We start from the raw sequence: 16,033 nt of genomic DNA, 5'->3' as shown, positions 1-16,033 counted from the left end.
CCGATGGCTAACTGTCAAGCTAAGGTTTAGCCTTGTGTCTGATGGGACTCATGTTGCTGATGTGATTCATGTTGTTCAGCAACTGGAGATCCTACGACGCGTACCTACCAACAACCAGGGAGTACCGCCTTGCCGAACCGTCGAACGAAGCCGTCGATCGTTCTCGGTGCTGTCGCACTGCTGGCCGTCGCGACCCCTTTTGCGGTCGCAGGCCTCACCGACAGCACGACAACCGGAGTTCGACCGGCCAACGAGACAACCCCCGTCACTGTGCCGACCAAGATCGTCGAGACCGCGCTGAGCGCTGCACCGGACATCGTGATTCCGCTGCAGGAGCTCACCGGACTGCCGTTGCCGGATCTGCGGCTCTCCGATCTGAAGTACCTGCCGCTGCCGGATTCCATCGTGATCCCGCCGATCGAGATTCCCGACATCCCGGGTCTCACCACGCCCGCGCCGGGCAACGCGACCGCTCAGGCACCCATTCCCCGGGTCGATGCGTCCGCGCCGGTCAGTCCCCTGCCGGTCAATCCAGAAGCTGCCGATCCGACCGGCCCGCCGCTCGGTGCCGCCGTCAAGGAGATCAAGCAGGACACCCCGTTCAGTATGGTGGCCCTGACCTCCGAACAGCTCGACGGTGCGACCGCTCAGGTTCGCCGCCAGCTCGAGGACGGATCCTGGGGCCCGTGGCTGGAGACTGCGCCGGTGGACAGCACGGCGGACGACTCGGCTCCCGCGCCTGCCAAGCAGGGCACCGAACCGATCTTCGTCGGACTGACCAACGCGGTGCAGGTTCTGCTGACGCCGCTGACGAGCAGTGCAGCTCCCGAAAGCTTCGCGGCTGCACCGGTTCCCGAGGTTCCGGTCGTCGAACTGCCTGCCGCCGACGCTCCAGCCGAGGCTCCCGCTGCTGCGGAACAGCCGTTGGGCTACACCCCGGCATCGTCGAGCAAGCCACTGCGCCAACAGGATCCGGCCCCGGTAGATCCCGCGGCCCCGGCACCTGCAGTCGAAGCACCTGCAGTGGATCCCGCCCAGCCCGAAACCGCGCCGGAAGGCACGGCGGATCAGTTGGCTGCTGCGGTCAATGACATCAGCGCCGTCCTCATCACCCCCGGCACGTCGCCGGTCGACTCGGCATTGAACGACATCGCCACTCCCGTCGCCGGTGACGCAGGCCCCAAGGTCATCACCCGCGCTCAGTGGGGTGCCGACGAGTCGATTCGTTGCGCCACACCGACTGTCGACGACTTCCTGGGCGGTGCCACCGTGCACCACACCGCAGGCAGCAACGACTACTCCAAGTCCGAATCGGCCGAGATCGTTCGCGCCATCTACGCGTACCACGCGCAGACACTCGGCTGGTGCGACATCGGCTACAACGTCCTCGTGGACAAGTACGGCCAGATCTTCGAGGGCCGCGCGGGCGGCTTGGACAAGCCGGTCCAGGGCGCACACTCGGGCGGGTTCAACGAGAACACGATGGGCATCGCCATGATGGGCGACTACTCCAACGAGGATCCCTCGCAGGAGACCATCGATTCGGTCGGCAAGTTCCTCGGATGGCGACTCGGCAAGGCCGGTCTCGACCCGAAGGGCACCACCACGATGACCTCGGAGGGAACGGATTTCACGTTCGTCGGCAAGGGCAAGAGCGTCGACCTGCCGGTGATCTTCGGTCACCGCGACGTCGGCAACACCGAATGCCCGGGTGACTCCGGATACGCACGGCTCGGGGAGATCCGCGACATCGCTGCGGCCAACCTCGGCGGCGGAGATGCCACTCCGGTATCGCCCGATGCTCCCGATACCGCACCCGATACCGCGGTGACCGACCCGGCACCGTCACGACCGGGCACGGACGCCAGTTCCACTCTGGGCGAGAACATCCCGGCCCTGGTCGCCGAGCTGCAGCGGCTGGCGGCGACCAGTCCCGTCGCACAGAAGTGGTTGGCGTCGGGCGGAGAAACCGGCTCGCTCGGCGTTCCGGTGAGCGGTCTGGTGCAGGTGAGCGGCGGCCGTGAGAAGGCGCAGTTCGCCAACGGCGAGATCATCACCAACATGGCCGGTCAGGCCGTGGCCGTGATCGGCAAGATCTTCCAGCAGTACGCGCAGCAGGGTGGCGTCGACGGCGTGCTCGGTCTGCCGATCACGGACGAGTTCCGGGTGCCGGAGGGCTTCCGGACCGACTTCGAGAACGGTTCGCTGATCTTCAACGAGCTCACCGGAATCGTCACCACGGTGATCAAGACGTACAACGACACCTACAACGCGGAGATGCAGAACCCCGTCGCAGCACCGGTGGAACCGGCTCCTGCACCTGAGCCTGCTCCCGCACCGGAGCCCGCACCCGCGGGCTGAGTTCCGACAGTCGACAAGGGCCGAGTCACCGTGGTGACTCGGCCCTTGTCGTGTTCGGATACACCGGGAGACCTGAGGGTCACCACCAGCGTTCGAGAACCTGTGCCACTCCGTCTTCTGCGTTGGTGACGGTCACTTCGTTCGCTGCCGCGACGGCAGCGGGGTGCGCGTTGCCCATCGCGACGCCCAGTCCCACCATCGACAGCATCGGCACGTCGTTGGGCATGTCGCCGAACGCCACGATGTCCTTGACGTCCACCGACAGAGTCTCGGCGACCTTGGCCAGGCCCGATGCCTTGGTGATGCCCGGTGCCGACAGCTCGATGAGTCCGTTGTCGGTGGAGAACGTCAGGTCGGCTCGACCGGAGATCAGTGGGGACAGGATGTCGGCCATGTGTCCGCTGGTGGAACCGGACAACCGGATCAGCAGCTTGACGGCCGGAACGTCGACCACGTCGTCCTCGGTCATCTCGACGTTGTCCGGGTTCAGCCAGGCGTGCTCGTATCCCGGGGAGCTGACGAACTGCGGCGTGGCCGAGTCGTGAGCCGTCTGCCCCACTCGCTCGGCGGCAAGTCCGCAGCCCGGGAGCGCGCGATACGCGACATCGGCCAACCACTGCAGCGTCTGCACCGAGAGCGTCTCGGCGCTGAGAACGCGATCGTTGGCGGCGTCGTAGATGACCGCACCGTTGGCGCACACCGACATCGGCGCGTATCCCAGCTGATCGACGACGGGGTGGATCCACCGCGGCGGCCGGCCGGTGGACAACACGAAGGGAACTCCGTCGGCCACGACGGCCGAGACGGCGCGCTTGGTGCGCTCGGTGACACGTTCGTGCTGGTCGAGCAAGGTGCCGTCGACGTCGCTTGCGACGAGTCGGGGGGCGGGGCGGGTGGTGTTCGGCGCGTTGGTCATCGTGACGTCATTCTGCCCTAGTGTCGAAGTGCCCTGTTTTCGACATGCACGTCTTCGATGTGGAAGGAACGGTAGATGACATCTGTGAACCGTCAGATCCGGCTGGCTCAGCGCCCGGTGGGACGTCCCGACGAATCGACGTGGAACCTCACCGAGGAACCGATTCCCACTCCTGGCGACGGCGAATTCGTCGTCACCGTCGACTACGTCTCTCTCGACCCGGCGATGCGCGGCTGGCTCAACGATGCGCGCTCGTACGTGCCGCCCGTCGGCATCGGCGAGGTGATGCGGGCGCACGCCGTGGGCCGGGTGCTGGAATCCCACCATCCCGATTATGCAGTCGGAGAGATCGTTTCGGGTTCGTTCGGCGTCACCGAGCATGCACTGTCGGACGGTACGGGGGTACAGAAAGTCGACGAATCCATCGCGCCTGCTCCCACCTGGCTCGGGGCACTCGGATTCCCCGGGCTCACGGCCTATTTCGGTCTGATGGACGTCGGCAAGCTCACCGAAGGCGATACCGTGGTGATCTCCGGAGCCGCCGGTGCCGTGGGCAGTATCGCGGGGCAGATCGCGAAAGCCAAGGGAGCCACTGTGATCGGCATTGCCGGTGGACCCGAGAAGTGCGCGTGGCTCACCGAAGAACTGGGCTTCGACGCGGCGATCGACTACAAGAACGAGTCGGTGTACAAGGGCCTGAAGGCGGCTGCACCGAAGGGCATCGACGTGTATTTCGACAACGTCGGCGGCGAAATTCTCGACGCGGCCCTCTCCCGACTGCGCAAGGGAGCGCGAGTGGTGTTGTGCGGAGCCATCTCCGGCTACAACGCGACGGACCCGCAGCCCGGCCCGGCGCATTACCTGTCGCTACTGATCAATCGGGCATCGATGACGGGGTTCATCATCTTCGACTACCTCGATCGCTACCAGGAGGGCATCGACGCGCTGTCCGAACTGCTCACCAGCGGCAAGATGACCGCACGCGAGCAGATCGAGATCGGCGGCGTCCCCGCTTTCGGATCGACCCTGAACCTGCTGTTCGACGGGGCGAACACCGGCAAGCTGGTTCTCGAGGTCGGCGAACGCACCCACGACTCGGAATTATGACGCCGCCTCGTTCGTTGAACCCCACGTATCGACCGATAAAGAAATAGGAGAGCAACGATGTCTGCAGCCACCGAAACCGCCATTCTCGCCGGAGGATGCTTCTGGGGAGCCGAAGAGCTCGTCCGCAAGCTCCCGGGAGTGATCTCGACCCGCGTCGGCTACACCGGCGGCGAGGTCCCCAACGCGACGTACCGAAACCACGGCAATCACGCCGAGGGCCTCGAGGTCGTCTACGACCCCACCCAGACGACATACCGCGATCTGCTGGAGTTTTTCTTCCAGATCCACGACCCCACCACCAAGAACCGTCAGGGTAACGACATCGGAGCCAGCTACCGCTCGGCGATCTTCTACCTGAACGACGAGCAGAAGCGCGTCGCCGAGGACACCATCGCCGACGTCGACGCGTCGGGACTGTGGCCCGGCAAGGTCGTCACCGAGGTGACCCCGGCCGGAGATTTCTGGGAGGCCGAGCCCGAGCACCAGGACTACCTGCAGAAGTACCCCGAGGGATACACCTGCCACTGGGTGCGTCCGGAATGGAAGCTGCCGCGTCGGGCCAACGCCTAGGAGCGGCTGCGCCGTATGTGCGTGTTTACTCGTAGCCTGCTACGAATAAACGCGCACATGGGAGCCGAAGTTGTGACACTGATCCGGTGACCTCCGACAGAACCCCTCGGTCGATGGCCGACGTCCTTCGTTCGCCGCGTTTTTGGCTCGCGCCCATCCTGGTGGTGTCGGCACTGATGTCGTTCCTCGCCGCGCTGTACCTGGGCGGTGTGCTCGATCCCAGGAACAATCTGCACGACCTCCCCATCGCGATCGTGAACCAGGACGAGGGCGACACCCTCGCAGGCGAGCAGCGCAACATCGGCAACGACATCGTCGAGGGTCTGCTGCAGAACGTCGATTCGGAGAAGGTCGACTTCCGGGAAGTCGGTCCGGCACAGGCGCAATCACTGCTGTCGACGGCAGAGGCCTACGGCTCCATCGTCATCCCGAGCGATTTCACCAAGAGGATGGGAATCCTCGCTCAGGCGAGTGTGATTCCCGGGGACGTCGAGAAGCCGATCATCACGGTCTACACCAACCCACGTGCCGGCAGTTTCGGGATGTCGCTCGTGACCGGAGTGGCGTCACCGGCATTCGAGTCGGTCAATGAAACTGTAGGACAACAGATCACCGAACAGGTGCGCCAGCAGCTCGGCGATACTCAGCTCGCCGGTGCGAGTGCCCTCACCCTCGCACAACCGATCGATGTGATCGTTGCCCAATACGATCCTCTGCCCGACGGCACCGGCGGTGGCTTGTCCGCCTTCTACTACGCGCTCTTGCTCGTCCTGGCGGGCTTCACCGGAGCGACCATCGTCAGCGCACTCGTCGACGGACTACTCGGGTTCACACCCACAGAGATCGGTCCCAAGTACATCCACCGCGGACCGACCCTGATCAACCGCTTCCAGACGCTGCTCGTGAAATGGCTCGTGATGGTCGTTCTCGCCATGCTGGTGTCTGCCCTGTATCTGCTGATCAGCCATCTGCTCGGCATGCCGATCACCCATGCATGGACCCTGTGGACGTACGGCGCGTTCGCGATCACCGCGGTGGGCATCACGGCGTTGGCGGTGATGTCTGCGTTCGGCACGGCCGGATTGCTGATCAATCTGATCGTGTTCATCATCCTGGCGTTGCCGTCATCGGGCGGCACCATCCCCCTCGAAGCGAGTCCGCCGATCTTCACCTGGCTCGCGCAGTTCGAGCCGATGCATCAGATCTTCCTCGGCACCCGCTCGATCCTGTATTTCAACGCCTCGCTCGACGCAGGCCTGCAGCACTCGGTGGGCATGACGTCTCTCGGCCTGCTCATCGGACTCGTGTTCGGCGTGGTGTTCACCCGCATCTACGACGGCAAAGGCCTCGACCGAAGCCTCGATTCATCGGTCACTCACAGCTGACGCCAGTACACTCGATCCAATGCTTGCTGTGAATCCAGCCGGGAGCGTGGCACCCCGACGCACCTTCCACGCTTACCTCGACGTCGCCATCGTCGTCCTCGTGCTCGTAGGCACCAACCTCATCGCGCACTTCACCACGGTGTGGGCCAGTATCGCGACGGTCCCGATCGCCGCTGTTCTGCTCGTCGTCTTGGCGAACCGACGCGGTCTGGGATGGGCCGAGCTGGGACTGTCTCCGAAGCAGTGGAAGACCGGATCCCTGTACGCACTCGGAGCCGTCGGGGTCGTCCTCACTGTCGTCGCGATCGGCGCGTTGCTGCCACTGACTCGCCCGTTCTTCATGGCCGACCGATACGCAACCGTCTCCGCCGCCATCGTCGCATCGATGATCGTCATCCCCCTGCAGACCGTCATCCCGGAAGAACTGGCGTTCCGCGGGGTGCTGCACGGTACCTTGGGCCGCATCTATGGGGCTCGGGGTGTGTTCGCTGCAGGGTCTTTGCTGTTTGGTCTGTGGCACATCGCATCCTCGCTGGGACTGACGGCGGGCAACGTGGGGCTGAGCGGATTTCTCGGCGGCGGGTTGTTCGGGCAGATCGTCGGCATAGCGCTGGCGGTGGTGGCAACTGCGGCGGCGGGTGTCGTGTTCACGTGGCTGCGTAGTCGTAGCGGCAGTTTGATCGCGCCCATCGCCCTGCACTGGTCGTTGAACGGACTCGGTGCGCTGGCTGCCGCTCTCGTCTGGCACGCGTCGGTGAGCTGAACGGCATGAAGGACGAGCTGCACCAGTACCTGCGGATTGCCCGCGAGAACATGTTGTGGAAGCTCGACGGCCTCACCGAATACCAGAAACGACGGCCGATGACGCCGACCGGTACGAACCTGTTGGGTTTGATCAAGCACCTGTCGATCGTCGAATACGGCTATTTCGGCCCCACCTTCGGACGTGAGTTTCCAGCTCGGTTCGCGGAATTGGAGGCAGCGGCCATGGCCCGCCTGAACTCCGACATGTGGGCCGCTGCCGACGAATCGACCGAATCCATTGTCGCCCTGTACCGCGAGGCCTGGAAGCACGCAGACAGGACCATCGAGACGAACGACCTCGACACCGTCGGACGCGTCCTGCACTGGCCCGTCGAGAAGCAGGAAGTAACCCTGCACCGCGTGCTCGTGCACCTCGTGGCCGAAACCAACCGGCACGCTGGGCATGCGGACATCGTGCGCGAACTCATCGACAACTCCGTAGGCCTACGACTCGGCAACGAGAACATGACCGACGGCGACGCAGCCTGGTGGGCCGCATATCGAGCCGAGCTGGAAACCGTTGCCAAAGAAGCTGACTGAGCGCATCGCCTGACGTCAGGTTCCACCAACGCCTATCACACGCCACCGACAGGTTCTAGATCTCGAATAGTTCTGCAGAGCAATAGTTTTCGATTGCACTATGGTTGTACATAGAACACCTGTTCGATACACTTGCTCCCATGACCACGGAGATCTGGCAACTGAGCGAGAGCGAACTGCTCGCCGACGCCGCCGCGGTCTCCCACCGGATCCAATTGCTCGAAGCCCGGCGGATCGCCCTCGTCGCCGAGATCGACACCCGCGTGACCCGCGAGAAACTCGGCTTCCCCGGACCCGCCGGCTGGCTGACCTCCACCACCCTGCTCTCACCGTCCAAAGCCACCAAGATCGTCGCCCTCGCCCGCGGTATGGCTGCGTTTCCCGACATCGCCGACGCCGTCAACACCGGCGTCATGACCATCGACCACGCCGCCCTGATCCTCACCTTCGCCGAAACACCACCGAAGGATCTCCCGGAAGAGGGTCGCGACATGGCCCGCGCAGCCTTGATCAAATCTGCGACAGGACCCGACGCTCGTACCGGCCGCATCCGAGCAGCGATCACCAGACTCGAAGACAGCTTCGGTAACAAGAAACCACCCGCCGAGAACACCGACCGCAACGAACTCTTCGCCTCCACAACATTGAACGGTCGGCTGGTGCTCAAGGGAGATTTCGACGCTGTCACCGGCGAGAAGCTGCTCACTGCACTCTCCCCGCTGACCGAACCCCACCCCGCCGCCGACGGCACCCAAGACCAGCGCAGCCCCGCCCGGCGCAGAGCCGACGCCTTCGGACACATCCTCGACCAATACCTCGCCTCCAGTGATCGCCCCATCGAAGGCGGAGAACGCCCCCACCTGAACCTGCACATCCGGTTGCAGGACCTCACCGACCTCCAGAACTGCGGCGGCGAAGACGACATCACCGACGACGAAACCTCACGCGCAGCAACAGAATCCGACACCGACACAGTCGATCCCGTCGACATCAACACCGGTGGCCCGATCCGCCCCGACACGGCAGAACCGGACGCGGCGGATGAACCCGAGGCCGGCAGCGCTGCGGGAGCTGCCGCCGATCGCGGCGCGTATCGCGACTTGTTCGGCGACGGCACTTCGGTCGGGTGGCTGCCGTGGATGGGACCGCTCTCCCGCAACACCTCCCGCCAACTCGCCTGCGACTGTGTCCTCACTGCGATCGTGATGGACGAGAACGGCAACCCACTCAACCTCGCCCGCACCGCCCGCACCATTACCGCCAAACAACGCAAAGCCCTCACCGCCCGCGATCACGGCTGCGCATTCCCCGGCTGCGGAAAACCCGCCGCCTGGACCGAAGGACACCACACCTGGCACTGGGGCGACGGCGGACCCACCGACATGAACAACCTGGTTCTGCTCTGCGGATTCCATCACCGCCTCATGCACCACTCCGATTGGGAAGTGTTCATCGGCACCGACAACCACCCCTGGTTCGTACCGCCAGCAACCGTCGACCCGTATCGAGAACCCAGACCATCACACGCCCGAGCAGGCCCCCACATCGCCTGAACCGAGCACACCGTCCACACAACGACACCAGCCCCGCACCGAGAATACGGTGCGGGGCTGGAAGAGGTTGATTCAGGAAGCGGGTGCTGCGGGCGGCGCGGGAGGCGTCGCACCATCAGCCGGAGCCGGGGGTGCAGGCGCAGTCGCATCGTCTCCCTCAGCACCCGGAGTCGGCGGAGCAGGCGGCGTCGAACCATCAGCCGGAGCAGGCGGCGTCGCACCGTCTTCCGGTGCGCACAGGGCACCCGGCCCACCCTTACCCGGTCCACCCTCTCCCGGTCCACCCTTGCCCGGACCACCCTTGCCCGGACCACCCGCGGGCGGAGCAGGCGGGGTTTCGCCATTACCCGGAGCAGGCGGGGTAGCACCGTCGGACGGGGTGGGAGCCGTCGATCCGTCACCGGAGTCCGGAGCGGCCGGCACCGCAGGTACATCCGACCCGCCACCGCCGTCGGTACGCTCCCCGAGCGTCGACGACGACGCGACCGTGGACACTCCGGGCGAGACGTCCGGCCCGGTGGCAGCAAAGACTGCCGATGCGACAAGCGCCCCTACTGCGAGTCCCGCGGCCGCTGTTGCCACCAGTGGCACACGGCCCTTCCATCGCTTCGGCTTGTTCTGCTGGGGAGCAGCGGGCTCGGCCGGGTTCGATGCCGCCGGGATCGGCTGGGTCTGATCGTTCACGTTCACTCCTTGTTCGGACTGTCTCGTTCGTTTCGTTCTGTCACCGACCCTGCCGCCGCTAGCTGAAGTCACCCTGAAGCCGCGCGTATCTTCAGGATCACTTCAGCTGGTGAGTGACAATCGAGGAATGACATACAGTTCCGCTCCCCGGGTGATGGTGGTGGAGGACTCGCTGCCCATCCGAGAAGCGCTGGTGGCCGCATTCGAGGACGCGGGATTCACCGCCGCGTCCTTGCCCGACGGCGACGGCTTCGAGACCACGATGGCAGGCTTCCGCCCGGACGTGGTGATCCTCGACGTCATGCTGCCCGGTACGCGGGACGGGTTCGTTCTCATCGACGTCGTCCGCCAGAGCAGTGACGCGGGGATCATCATGGTCACCGCGAAGGACCAGCTCCAGGACCGACTGCGCGGTTTGAGCGACGGTGCCGACGACTATGTGGTCAAGCCGTTTCAACTCGACGAGGTGGTTGCCCGAGCGCGATCGGTGCTGCGTAGACGCGGCAGATCCTCGGATGCGATCCAAGTGGGCGATCTACTGGTCGACGAATCCGCCGGCGTCGTCACTCGCGCCGGTCAGGTGCTCGATCTGACGGCGACCGAACTCCGGCTGGCAACCTTCCTCGTCGCGCAGCGCGGTCGCACCGTCTCGAAAACGTCCATCCTCGAATCGGTTTGGGGCTACGGCGCGTACGACGCCAACCTGGTGGAAGTACACATCAGTGCGTTGCGTCGCAAGATGGAGACCCATGGCCCGCGGTTGATCCACACTGTCCGTGGCCTCGGTTATGCACTGCGAGCGCCGCAGTGAATCACACGCCGACACCCTCGTTGCGCAAGCGCGTGGTCGCCACCGTCGTCGTACTGTTCGCGGTTCTGCTCGTCGTGGTGGGGTTTTCGGTGGATGTCGTTCTGGGACAGCAGCTCCGCCGCGATCTCGATGCACGACTGACCGATCGAGCGGACCGCGCAGTCGAACTGGTCGAGAGCGGCGTCGGCTCCGAGGATCTGGTGCAGGCGTTGCAGGGCGATGCCATTCGAGTTCGGGTCACCACGTCCGACGGCACGGTCTACGGTGTGCCGGGCGGCGAGGCCCGATCTCGGGACGACAGACCCGGGCCGGCCACACCGCCTCCCGGCCCCTCCGACGCTCCCGCTCCCCCTGGTCCGCCCAATCCCCCTGCCCCACCATCGGATTCACTGGAGATCACCGAGCCACTACCGGACGGATCAACGCTCTCGCTGCTGGGCGACACCACGGCCATCGCCGATGTTCGGCAGCAACTGCGACTTCTCATGGTGGTCGCCGGAGCCGTGACGCTGTTGTTGGCCGCGGCCGCGCTCACCTATGCGGTGCGGCGCGCACTGTCACCCCTCGACTCGATGACATCGGTTGCACGCCGAATCACCAACGGCGACAGGGGTAGACGGCTGCTTCCATCCAAGCCGAACACCGATCTGGGGCGAACTGCATCGGCCGTCGACGAGATGCTCGACGCCCTCGAGAACGCCGAGAGCAAAGAGGCTGCTGCAGCGCAATCGGCGCGTCGAGCAGAGGAGGACATGCGCCGATTCCTGGCCGACGCGGCCCACGAATTGCGCACCCCGGTGGCCGGGATCTCGGCGCTGGCTCAGTCGTTGCAACGCGACGCCGAGCACCGCCCCGATCGGGTCGGCAGGTGGAGCGAACTCCTCGTCGGCGAATCTTCCAGAGCGTCGCGCCTGGTGGGTGACATGCTCGATTCCGTTCGCGCAGAGAATACTTCGGAGCTCGAGCTGACCGATGCAGACCTCACCGATGTGGTCCGACGCACCGTCGAGCGCGCAGCACTGCTGTCCCCACAGGTTCGGTTCGAGGTGGACGCATCGCAATCGGTACCGGTCAGGGTGGACGTGGGCCGCGTCGAGCAAATTCTGTCGAACGTCCTCGACAACGCCGCTCGGTTCACTCCGCCCGGCGGGAGAATCCGAGTGCAGACAGGGGCCGACTCACAGGCGTTCGTCACCGTCGACGACGACGGCCCCGGGGTCGACGAGGCGGACCGTGAGCGCATCTTCGAGCGGCTCGTTCGACTCAACTCCGCGCGGGACCGTTCCTCCGGCGGCGTCGGGCTCGGATTGTCGATCGCGCGCACGTTGGCGCGAGCGCACAGAGGCGAACTCGTCTGTGCCGCAGGGCCTACAGGCGCGAGATTCCGCCTGACACTGCCGAGAGTAGATCGGTAGCTACTCGACGATCAGGTCCATCAGCAGGCTGTCGTGCCAGCCGGTCGGGCCCTTCTCGTACTTGCGCATGATCCCGACGGGCTCGAAACCGACTGCGCTGTAACAGGCAATCGCTACCGCGTTGTCGGCGGCCGGATCTATCACCAAGCGGTGATGACCCAGGTCGACTGTCAGGTATCGCACCAGCGTGCCCACGGCGTCCTTTCCGACGCCGCGACCGTGCACCGCCGGGTCCAGGAAGATGTCGATCGACGCATGCCGGTACATCGGATCGGTCTCTTCGCCGTACTGGATCAATCCCACTGTTGCGCGGTCGATTTCGACGACCAATCGATGCTCTTCGGGGTTGTCGAACGGCCAGTTCTCGTCGGCGTCCTCGTCGCCCCACCGCGCGTACACCTCGGGGGTGTGCAGTATTCGGCGGAGCTCCGGCACGTCCTCGGTGGTGACGGGCCGCAACACGACCCGTTCACCGCGGAGGTTCATCGCACAGTTCTACTCGGCCCGCTTCGCGGCACGGGCCGCGAGGTCTTGGGCGTCGAGCTTGTCCGCTTCTTCGAGAGTCGGTGCGCTGCCGCCCAATCGTGCCGGAACCCAGTACGCGCCCGGCTCGTGGTGGTAGTTCTCCTGCAGTTCCAGCAGCATCTTCTGCATCACCGTACGCAGTTTCTCGGTCAGCTCGTTCGGCGGACCGACCGGAGGCAGCGGCTCACCGACAGCAATCGAGATAGGAGTGTTGGTGCGGCCCAACCGCTTCGGGTATCCCTTGGTCCACACGCGCTGCGCGCCCCAGATCACCGTCGGGATGATCGGCACGCCTGCCTCGATGGCCATGCGTGCTGCGCCGGACTTGAATTCCTTGATCTCGAAGCTGCGGCTGATGGTCGCCTCGGGATACACGCCCACGAGCTCGCCGTTGCGCAGGCTCTCCACGGCCGACTTGTACGACTCCGCGCCGGCTCCACGGTCGACAGGGATGTGCCGTAGCGAGCGCATGATCGGGCCGGAGATCTTGTTGTCGAAGACTTCCTTCTTCGCCATGAACCGGATGTAGCGCTTCACCCGTCGCGGCGGCAGCCCGGCGTAGGTGAAGTCCATGTATCCGGTGTGGTTGACGGCGATGACGGCTCCGCCGGTGGCAGGGATGTGTTCCTCGCCCTTGACATCGAATTTCAGGCCCTCGAACGCGAACACTGCACGAGCGATGCCGATGACTGATCGGTAGACGGGTTCCACAGTCCGTTAGCGTAGTCGGTGGACGGGGTAGGAGAGAAGGTCCGCGCGATTGCGGTCCGGTAGAGCAACGGGGAGAGATCGAGTGAAGAACAGAGCGGCACCACTGCGACGGAAGCGAGTGACCCGAACCGCGTTGCCGCTGATCGCAATACTCGCTCTGGTCGGAGCCTGCGATTCGGCAGTCGGAATCCCGGCGGAGCAACCCGACTCGGCCAGCAGCACCACCGAGACACCGAGCGACGACTCACAGGCGGCAACTCCGACCACGGCAGCCCCGACCACCACCACGACCCCACCGATCCCGCCCGGCCCACCCGTCGGCGAGGTTCCCGGAAACCCGGACGCCGCGATGGCGTTGCGACCGTTCGTGGGCGATCTCATCGGCGGCGGAATCGGCGTCGTCACGGCGCGGTGCTGGACGGTTCCGCCCACCGAGATCCCGGCGATGTACGTCGACGCCCAGGCCATCCTCGCTGCCGTCGCCACCCCCGGCGTCGACGGCCAGTACGCCGTCACGTGGACCGGCCCCACCTCCACGGTCGGCATCAAGCGCAGTGAGATCGCGTCCGGCTATGCGTGCCCCACCGTCTACCCCACCGGCACCGCCCCCGTGTTCGACGCGGCAGACGCCGTCTACACCGTCGATCGCTACCTGGGGCGTCTGGCCGGGATTCCGGTGAACCCCAGCGATGTGGAAGAGACTTATCCACTCGTGTGCGACGGGCGTCAGACCTGGGATGCCCTCGGCACCGGCGTTCCCACTGCGCCGCCTCTGGTGCAGAATCCGAACATCCTGCCCGGCATCACCTCGTTCGATCCCGACAGCGTGTTCGTCACCGGGCAGAACGGCATCTACACCCAGGTCAACGCAGACATCATCGACGGGTCCGGGGCGTACCAGAACCGTACGTTCGTGCTGGCCGTCGGCGGCGAGGGTTACTGCATCGGCGACATCGCCTGAGCCAGTTCTACTTCAAGACATCCGTCCCGACGAAGGGCACCAGCGCCTCGGGGACGCGGACGGTGCCGTCGGCCTGCTGGTGGTTCTCGAGGATCGCGACGATCCAGCGGGTGGTGGCGAGGGTGCCGTTGAGCGTCGCTGCGGTCTGGGGCTTGCCGTTCTCGTCGCGGTACCGCACGCCGAGGCGTCGGGCCTGGAACGTCGTGCAGTTCGAGGTCGAGGTCAGCTCGCGGTAGGCCTTCTGGGTGGGAACCCAAGCCTCGCAGTCGAATTTGCGAGCGGCCGAGGAGCCGAGGTCGCCGCCTGCGGTGTCGATGACCCGATAGGGCAACTCGACTGCGGCGAGCATTTCCTTCTCGTACTCCAGCAGCTTCTGGTGTTCGGCCGCTGCATCCTCGGGCTTGATGTAGGAGAACATCTCGATCTTGTCGAACTGGTGGACTCGGATGATGCCGCGGGTGTCCTTGCCGTAGCTGCCCGCTTCGCGGCGGAAGCACGACGACCATCCGGCGTAGCGCTTCGGGCCATCGGCGAGGTCGATGATCTCGCCCGAGTGGTAACCCGCGAGAGCAACTTCCGAGGTTCCGACGAGGTAGAGGTCGTCGGCTTCGAGGCGGTAGATCTCGTCCGCGTGTGCGCCGAGGAATCCGGTTCCCGACATGATCTCCGGGCGAACCAGCACCGGCGGGATCATCATCGTGAAGCCGTTCTTGACGGCCTTCTGGGCGGCGAGCTGGAGCAATCCCTGCTGCAGCAATGCGCCGTAACCGGTCATGAAGTAGAAGCGCGAGCCCGAGACCTTGGCTCCGCGTTCCATGTCGATCAACTTCAGCGACTCACCCAGCTCGAGGTGATCTTTGGGCTCGAAGTCGAACTCCGGGATCTGCCCGACGGTCTCGAGCAGCACGAAGTCGTCCTCGCCGCCTGCGGGCGTGCCGTCCTGAACGATGTTGGAGATCGCGCGGTGGGCCGCGTCGAGGGCTGCGTCGGCCTCGGCTTCGGCGGCCTGGGCGGCCTTGACCTTGGCGGCGAGTTCCGATGCCCCGGCGAGCAGACCCGGACGGTCCTCGGCGGAGGCCTTACCGACCTGCTTTCCCAGCGCCTTCTGCTCGGCACGCAGCTGATCGCCGGCCAGCACCGCGGCCCGGCGGGACGCGTCGGCACCCAGAAGTGCGTCGACGAGAGCGGGGTCCTCGCCTCGGGTGCGCTGCGAGGCGCGCACTGCGTCGGGATTCTCGCGAAGGAATTTCAGGTCGATCACGAGAACGAACCTTACTTGCCGAGCAACCCCAGATAGTCCTCGCGTCCGAACATCGTGGCGGCATCGATCGCCGACGGGTGGCCGCCGTGCGGATCGGCTCCACCGTCGACGAGCACGCGCACCACCTCGTCCTCACCTTTGAAGACCGCGCCCGCGAGTGGGGTCTGCCCTTTGTCGTTGGGCTTGTTCACATCGGCACCACGCTCGACCAGCACACGCACGGCGTCGGCGTGGCCGTGATACGCGGCGAGCATGACCAGCGTGTCGCCTGATTCGTTGTGCAGATTCACCGGAACGCCCGCGTCCACGTAACTCGCCAGAGCGGTGCCGTCACCGGTGCGGGCCATCGCGAACAGTCGACCGGCGAGCTCGCTGAGGTCGTCGTCACCCGTTGGGTCGCTCATGAGGACCGAACATACTCGGGCATGA

At 65.3% G+C, this 16,033-nt stretch carries 16 protein-coding genes; 10 read left to right on the top strand and 6 right to left on the bottom strand.

What is annotated here, in order from left to right; all coding sequences use genetic code 11:
• The first annotated feature begins 129 nt into the window (after positions 1–129).
• Positions 130–2,361 carry an N-acetylmuramoyl-L-alanine amidase gene (locus AB0362_RS15900; protein ID WP_317809279.1) on the top strand — a complete coding sequence of 744 codons (2,232 nt, stop codon included), beginning with the start codon at positions 130–132 and terminating at the stop codon, positions 2,359–2,361.
• A gap of 79 nt (positions 2,362–2,440) precedes the next feature.
• On the opposite strand, the gene AB0362_RS15895 is transcribed toward AB0362_RS15900, so the two are convergent.
• Positions 2,441–3,277, bottom strand: coding sequence for an HAD family hydrolase (locus AB0362_RS15895; RefSeq protein ID WP_317809278.1), 837 nt, complete (start codon positions 3,275–3,277; stop codon positions 2,441–2,443).
• A gap of 75 nt (positions 3,278–3,352) precedes the next feature.
• Here AB0362_RS15895 and AB0362_RS15890 point away from each other — a divergent pair, with 75 nt between their 5' ends.
• The 6 genes from AB0362_RS15890 to AB0362_RS15865 all read left to right on the top strand — a co-directional run bounded on the left by AB0362_RS15890 (position 3,353) and on the right by AB0362_RS15865 (position 9,236).
• Positions 3,353–4,384, top strand: coding sequence for an NADP-dependent oxidoreductase (locus tag AB0362_RS15890; protein ID WP_094614758.1), 1,032 nt, complete (start codon positions 3,353–3,355; stop codon positions 4,382–4,384).
• Between the two features lie 57 nt (positions 4,385–4,441).
• A complete protein-coding gene (msrA, locus tag AB0362_RS15885; RefSeq protein ID WP_068054290.1) occupies positions 4,442–4,954 on the top strand; it encodes a peptide-methionine (S)-S-oxide reductase MsrA in 513 nt (170 codons plus the stop codon).
• 113 nt (positions 4,955–5,067) lie between these two features.
• Positions 5,068–6,339 (top strand): DUF3533 domain-containing protein, encoded by a 1,272-nt coding sequence (locus AB0362_RS15880; RefSeq protein WP_068044992.1) that lies wholly within the window; start codon positions 5,068–5,070, stop codon positions 6,337–6,339.
• A gap of 19 nt (positions 6,340–6,358) precedes the next feature.
• Positions 6,359–7,102, top strand: coding sequence for a CPBP family intramembrane glutamic endopeptidase (locus tag AB0362_RS15875; RefSeq protein ID WP_317532912.1), 744 nt, complete (start codon positions 6,359–6,361; stop codon positions 7,100–7,102).
• A gap of 5 nt (positions 7,103–7,107) precedes the next feature.
• Positions 7,108–7,683: a DinB family protein gene (locus tag AB0362_RS15870; protein ID WP_317809277.1), complete on the top strand. Its 576-nt coding sequence runs from the start codon at positions 7,108–7,110 to the stop codon at positions 7,681–7,683.
• Positions 7,684–7,823: 140 nt separating this feature from the next.
• Entirely contained in the window at positions 7,824–9,236 is a 1,413-nt protein-coding gene (locus AB0362_RS15865) for a DUF222 domain-containing protein (protein ID WP_317809276.1), read from the top strand.
• Between the two features lie 72 nt (positions 9,237–9,308).
• Here the strand turns inward: AB0362_RS15865 and AB0362_RS15860 are convergent, their stop codons facing one another.
• On the bottom strand, positions 9,309–9,920 hold the full coding sequence (locus AB0362_RS15860; protein ID WP_317809274.1) for a hypothetical protein: 612 nt from the start codon (positions 9,918–9,920) through the stop codon (positions 9,309–9,311).
• A 127-nt stretch (positions 9,921–10,047) separates the two neighbouring features.
• On the opposite strand from AB0362_RS15860, the gene AB0362_RS15855 reads away from it, so the two are divergent.
• The gene (locus AB0362_RS15855) at positions 10,048–10,731 is read left to right on the top strand and encodes a response regulator transcription factor (RefSeq protein WP_317809272.1); all 684 of its coding nucleotides are present in this window, start codon (positions 10,048–10,050) and stop codon (positions 10,729–10,731) included.
• Complete coding sequence (locus AB0362_RS15850) at positions 10,728–12,146, top strand: HAMP domain-containing sensor histidine kinase (RefSeq protein ID WP_317809271.1); 1,419 nt, start codon at positions 10,728–10,730, stop codon at positions 12,144–12,146. The genes AB0362_RS15855 and AB0362_RS15850 overlap by 4 nt, the downstream gene beginning before the upstream one ends.
• Here the strand turns inward: AB0362_RS15850 and AB0362_RS15845 are convergent, their stop codons facing one another.
• Positions 12,147–12,632 (bottom strand): GNAT family protein, encoded by a 486-nt coding sequence (locus AB0362_RS15845; protein ID WP_094638946.1) that lies wholly within the window; start codon positions 12,630–12,632, stop codon positions 12,147–12,149.
• A gap of 9 nt (positions 12,633–12,641) precedes the next feature.
• Positions 12,642–13,382, bottom strand: a complete 741-nt coding sequence (locus AB0362_RS15840) for a lysophospholipid acyltransferase family protein (RefSeq protein WP_068045361.1) — start codon at positions 13,380–13,382, stop codon at positions 12,642–12,644.
• Positions 13,383–13,464: 82 nt separating this feature from the next.
• Between AB0362_RS15840 and AB0362_RS15835 the strand changes: the two genes are divergently transcribed.
• On the top strand, positions 13,465–14,343 hold the full coding sequence (locus tag AB0362_RS15835) for a hypothetical protein (RefSeq protein ID WP_317809270.1): 879 nt from the start codon (positions 13,465–13,467) through the stop codon (positions 14,341–14,343).
• Positions 14,344–14,350: 7 nt separating this feature from the next.
• Here AB0362_RS15835 and serS read toward each other — a convergent pair whose 3' ends face one another.
• Positions 14,351–15,604 carry a serine--tRNA ligase gene (serS, locus tag AB0362_RS15830; protein ID WP_317809268.1) on the bottom strand — a complete coding sequence of 418 codons (1,254 nt, stop codon included), beginning with the start codon at positions 15,602–15,604 and terminating at the stop codon, positions 14,351–14,353.
• Positions 15,605–15,615: 11 nt separating this feature from the next.
• The gene (locus AB0362_RS15825) at positions 15,616–16,008 is read right to left on the bottom strand and encodes an ankyrin repeat domain-containing protein (RefSeq protein ID WP_317785790.1); all 393 of its coding nucleotides are present in this window, start codon (positions 16,006–16,008) and stop codon (positions 15,616–15,618) included.
• Positions 16,009–16,033: the final 25 nt, after the last annotated feature.

The sequence above is a fragment of the Rhodococcus sp. NPDC079359 genome (assembly GCF_040702585.1).
GTDB lineage: Bacteria > Actinomycetota > Actinomycetes > Mycobacteriales > Mycobacteriaceae > Rhodococcoides.
Note: the sequence above shows the minus strand (reverse complement) of the source record. Positions and strands in the feature narration are given on the sequence as shown.

Coding starts and splice junctions, on each gene's coding strand:
- AB0362_RS15895 (WP_317809278.1), bottom strand. CDS start 3,277: ATGACCAACGCGCCGAACACCACCCGCCCCGCCCCCCGACTCGTCGCA.
- AB0362_RS15890 (WP_094614758.1), top strand. CDS start 3,353: ATGACATCTGTGAACCGTCAGATCCGGCTGGCTCAGCGCCCGGTGGGA.
- msrA (WP_068054290.1), top strand. CDS start 4,442: ATGTCTGCAGCCACCGAAACCGCCATTCTCGCCGGAGGATGCTTCTGG.
- AB0362_RS15880 (WP_068044992.1), top strand. CDS start 5,068: ATGGCCGACGTCCTTCGTTCGCCGCGTTTTTGGCTCGCGCCCATCCTG.
- AB0362_RS15875 (WP_317532912.1), top strand. CDS start 6,359: ATGCTTGCTGTGAATCCAGCCGGGAGCGTGGCACCCCGACGCACCTTC.
- AB0362_RS15870 (WP_317809277.1), top strand. CDS start 7,108: ATGAAGGACGAGCTGCACCAGTACCTGCGGATTGCCCGCGAGAACATG.
- AB0362_RS15865 (WP_317809276.1), top strand. CDS start 7,824: ATGACCACGGAGATCTGGCAACTGAGCGAGAGCGAACTGCTCGCCGAC.
- AB0362_RS15855 (WP_317809272.1), top strand. CDS start 10,048: ATGACATACAGTTCCGCTCCCCGGGTGATGGTGGTGGAGGACTCGCTG.
- AB0362_RS15845 (WP_094638946.1), bottom strand. CDS start 12,632: ATGAACCTCCGCGGTGAACGGGTCGTGTTGCGGCCCGTCACCACCGAG.
- AB0362_RS15825 (WP_317785790.1), bottom strand. CDS start 16,008: ATGAGCGACCCAACGGGTGACGACGACCTCAGCGAGCTCGCCGGTCGA.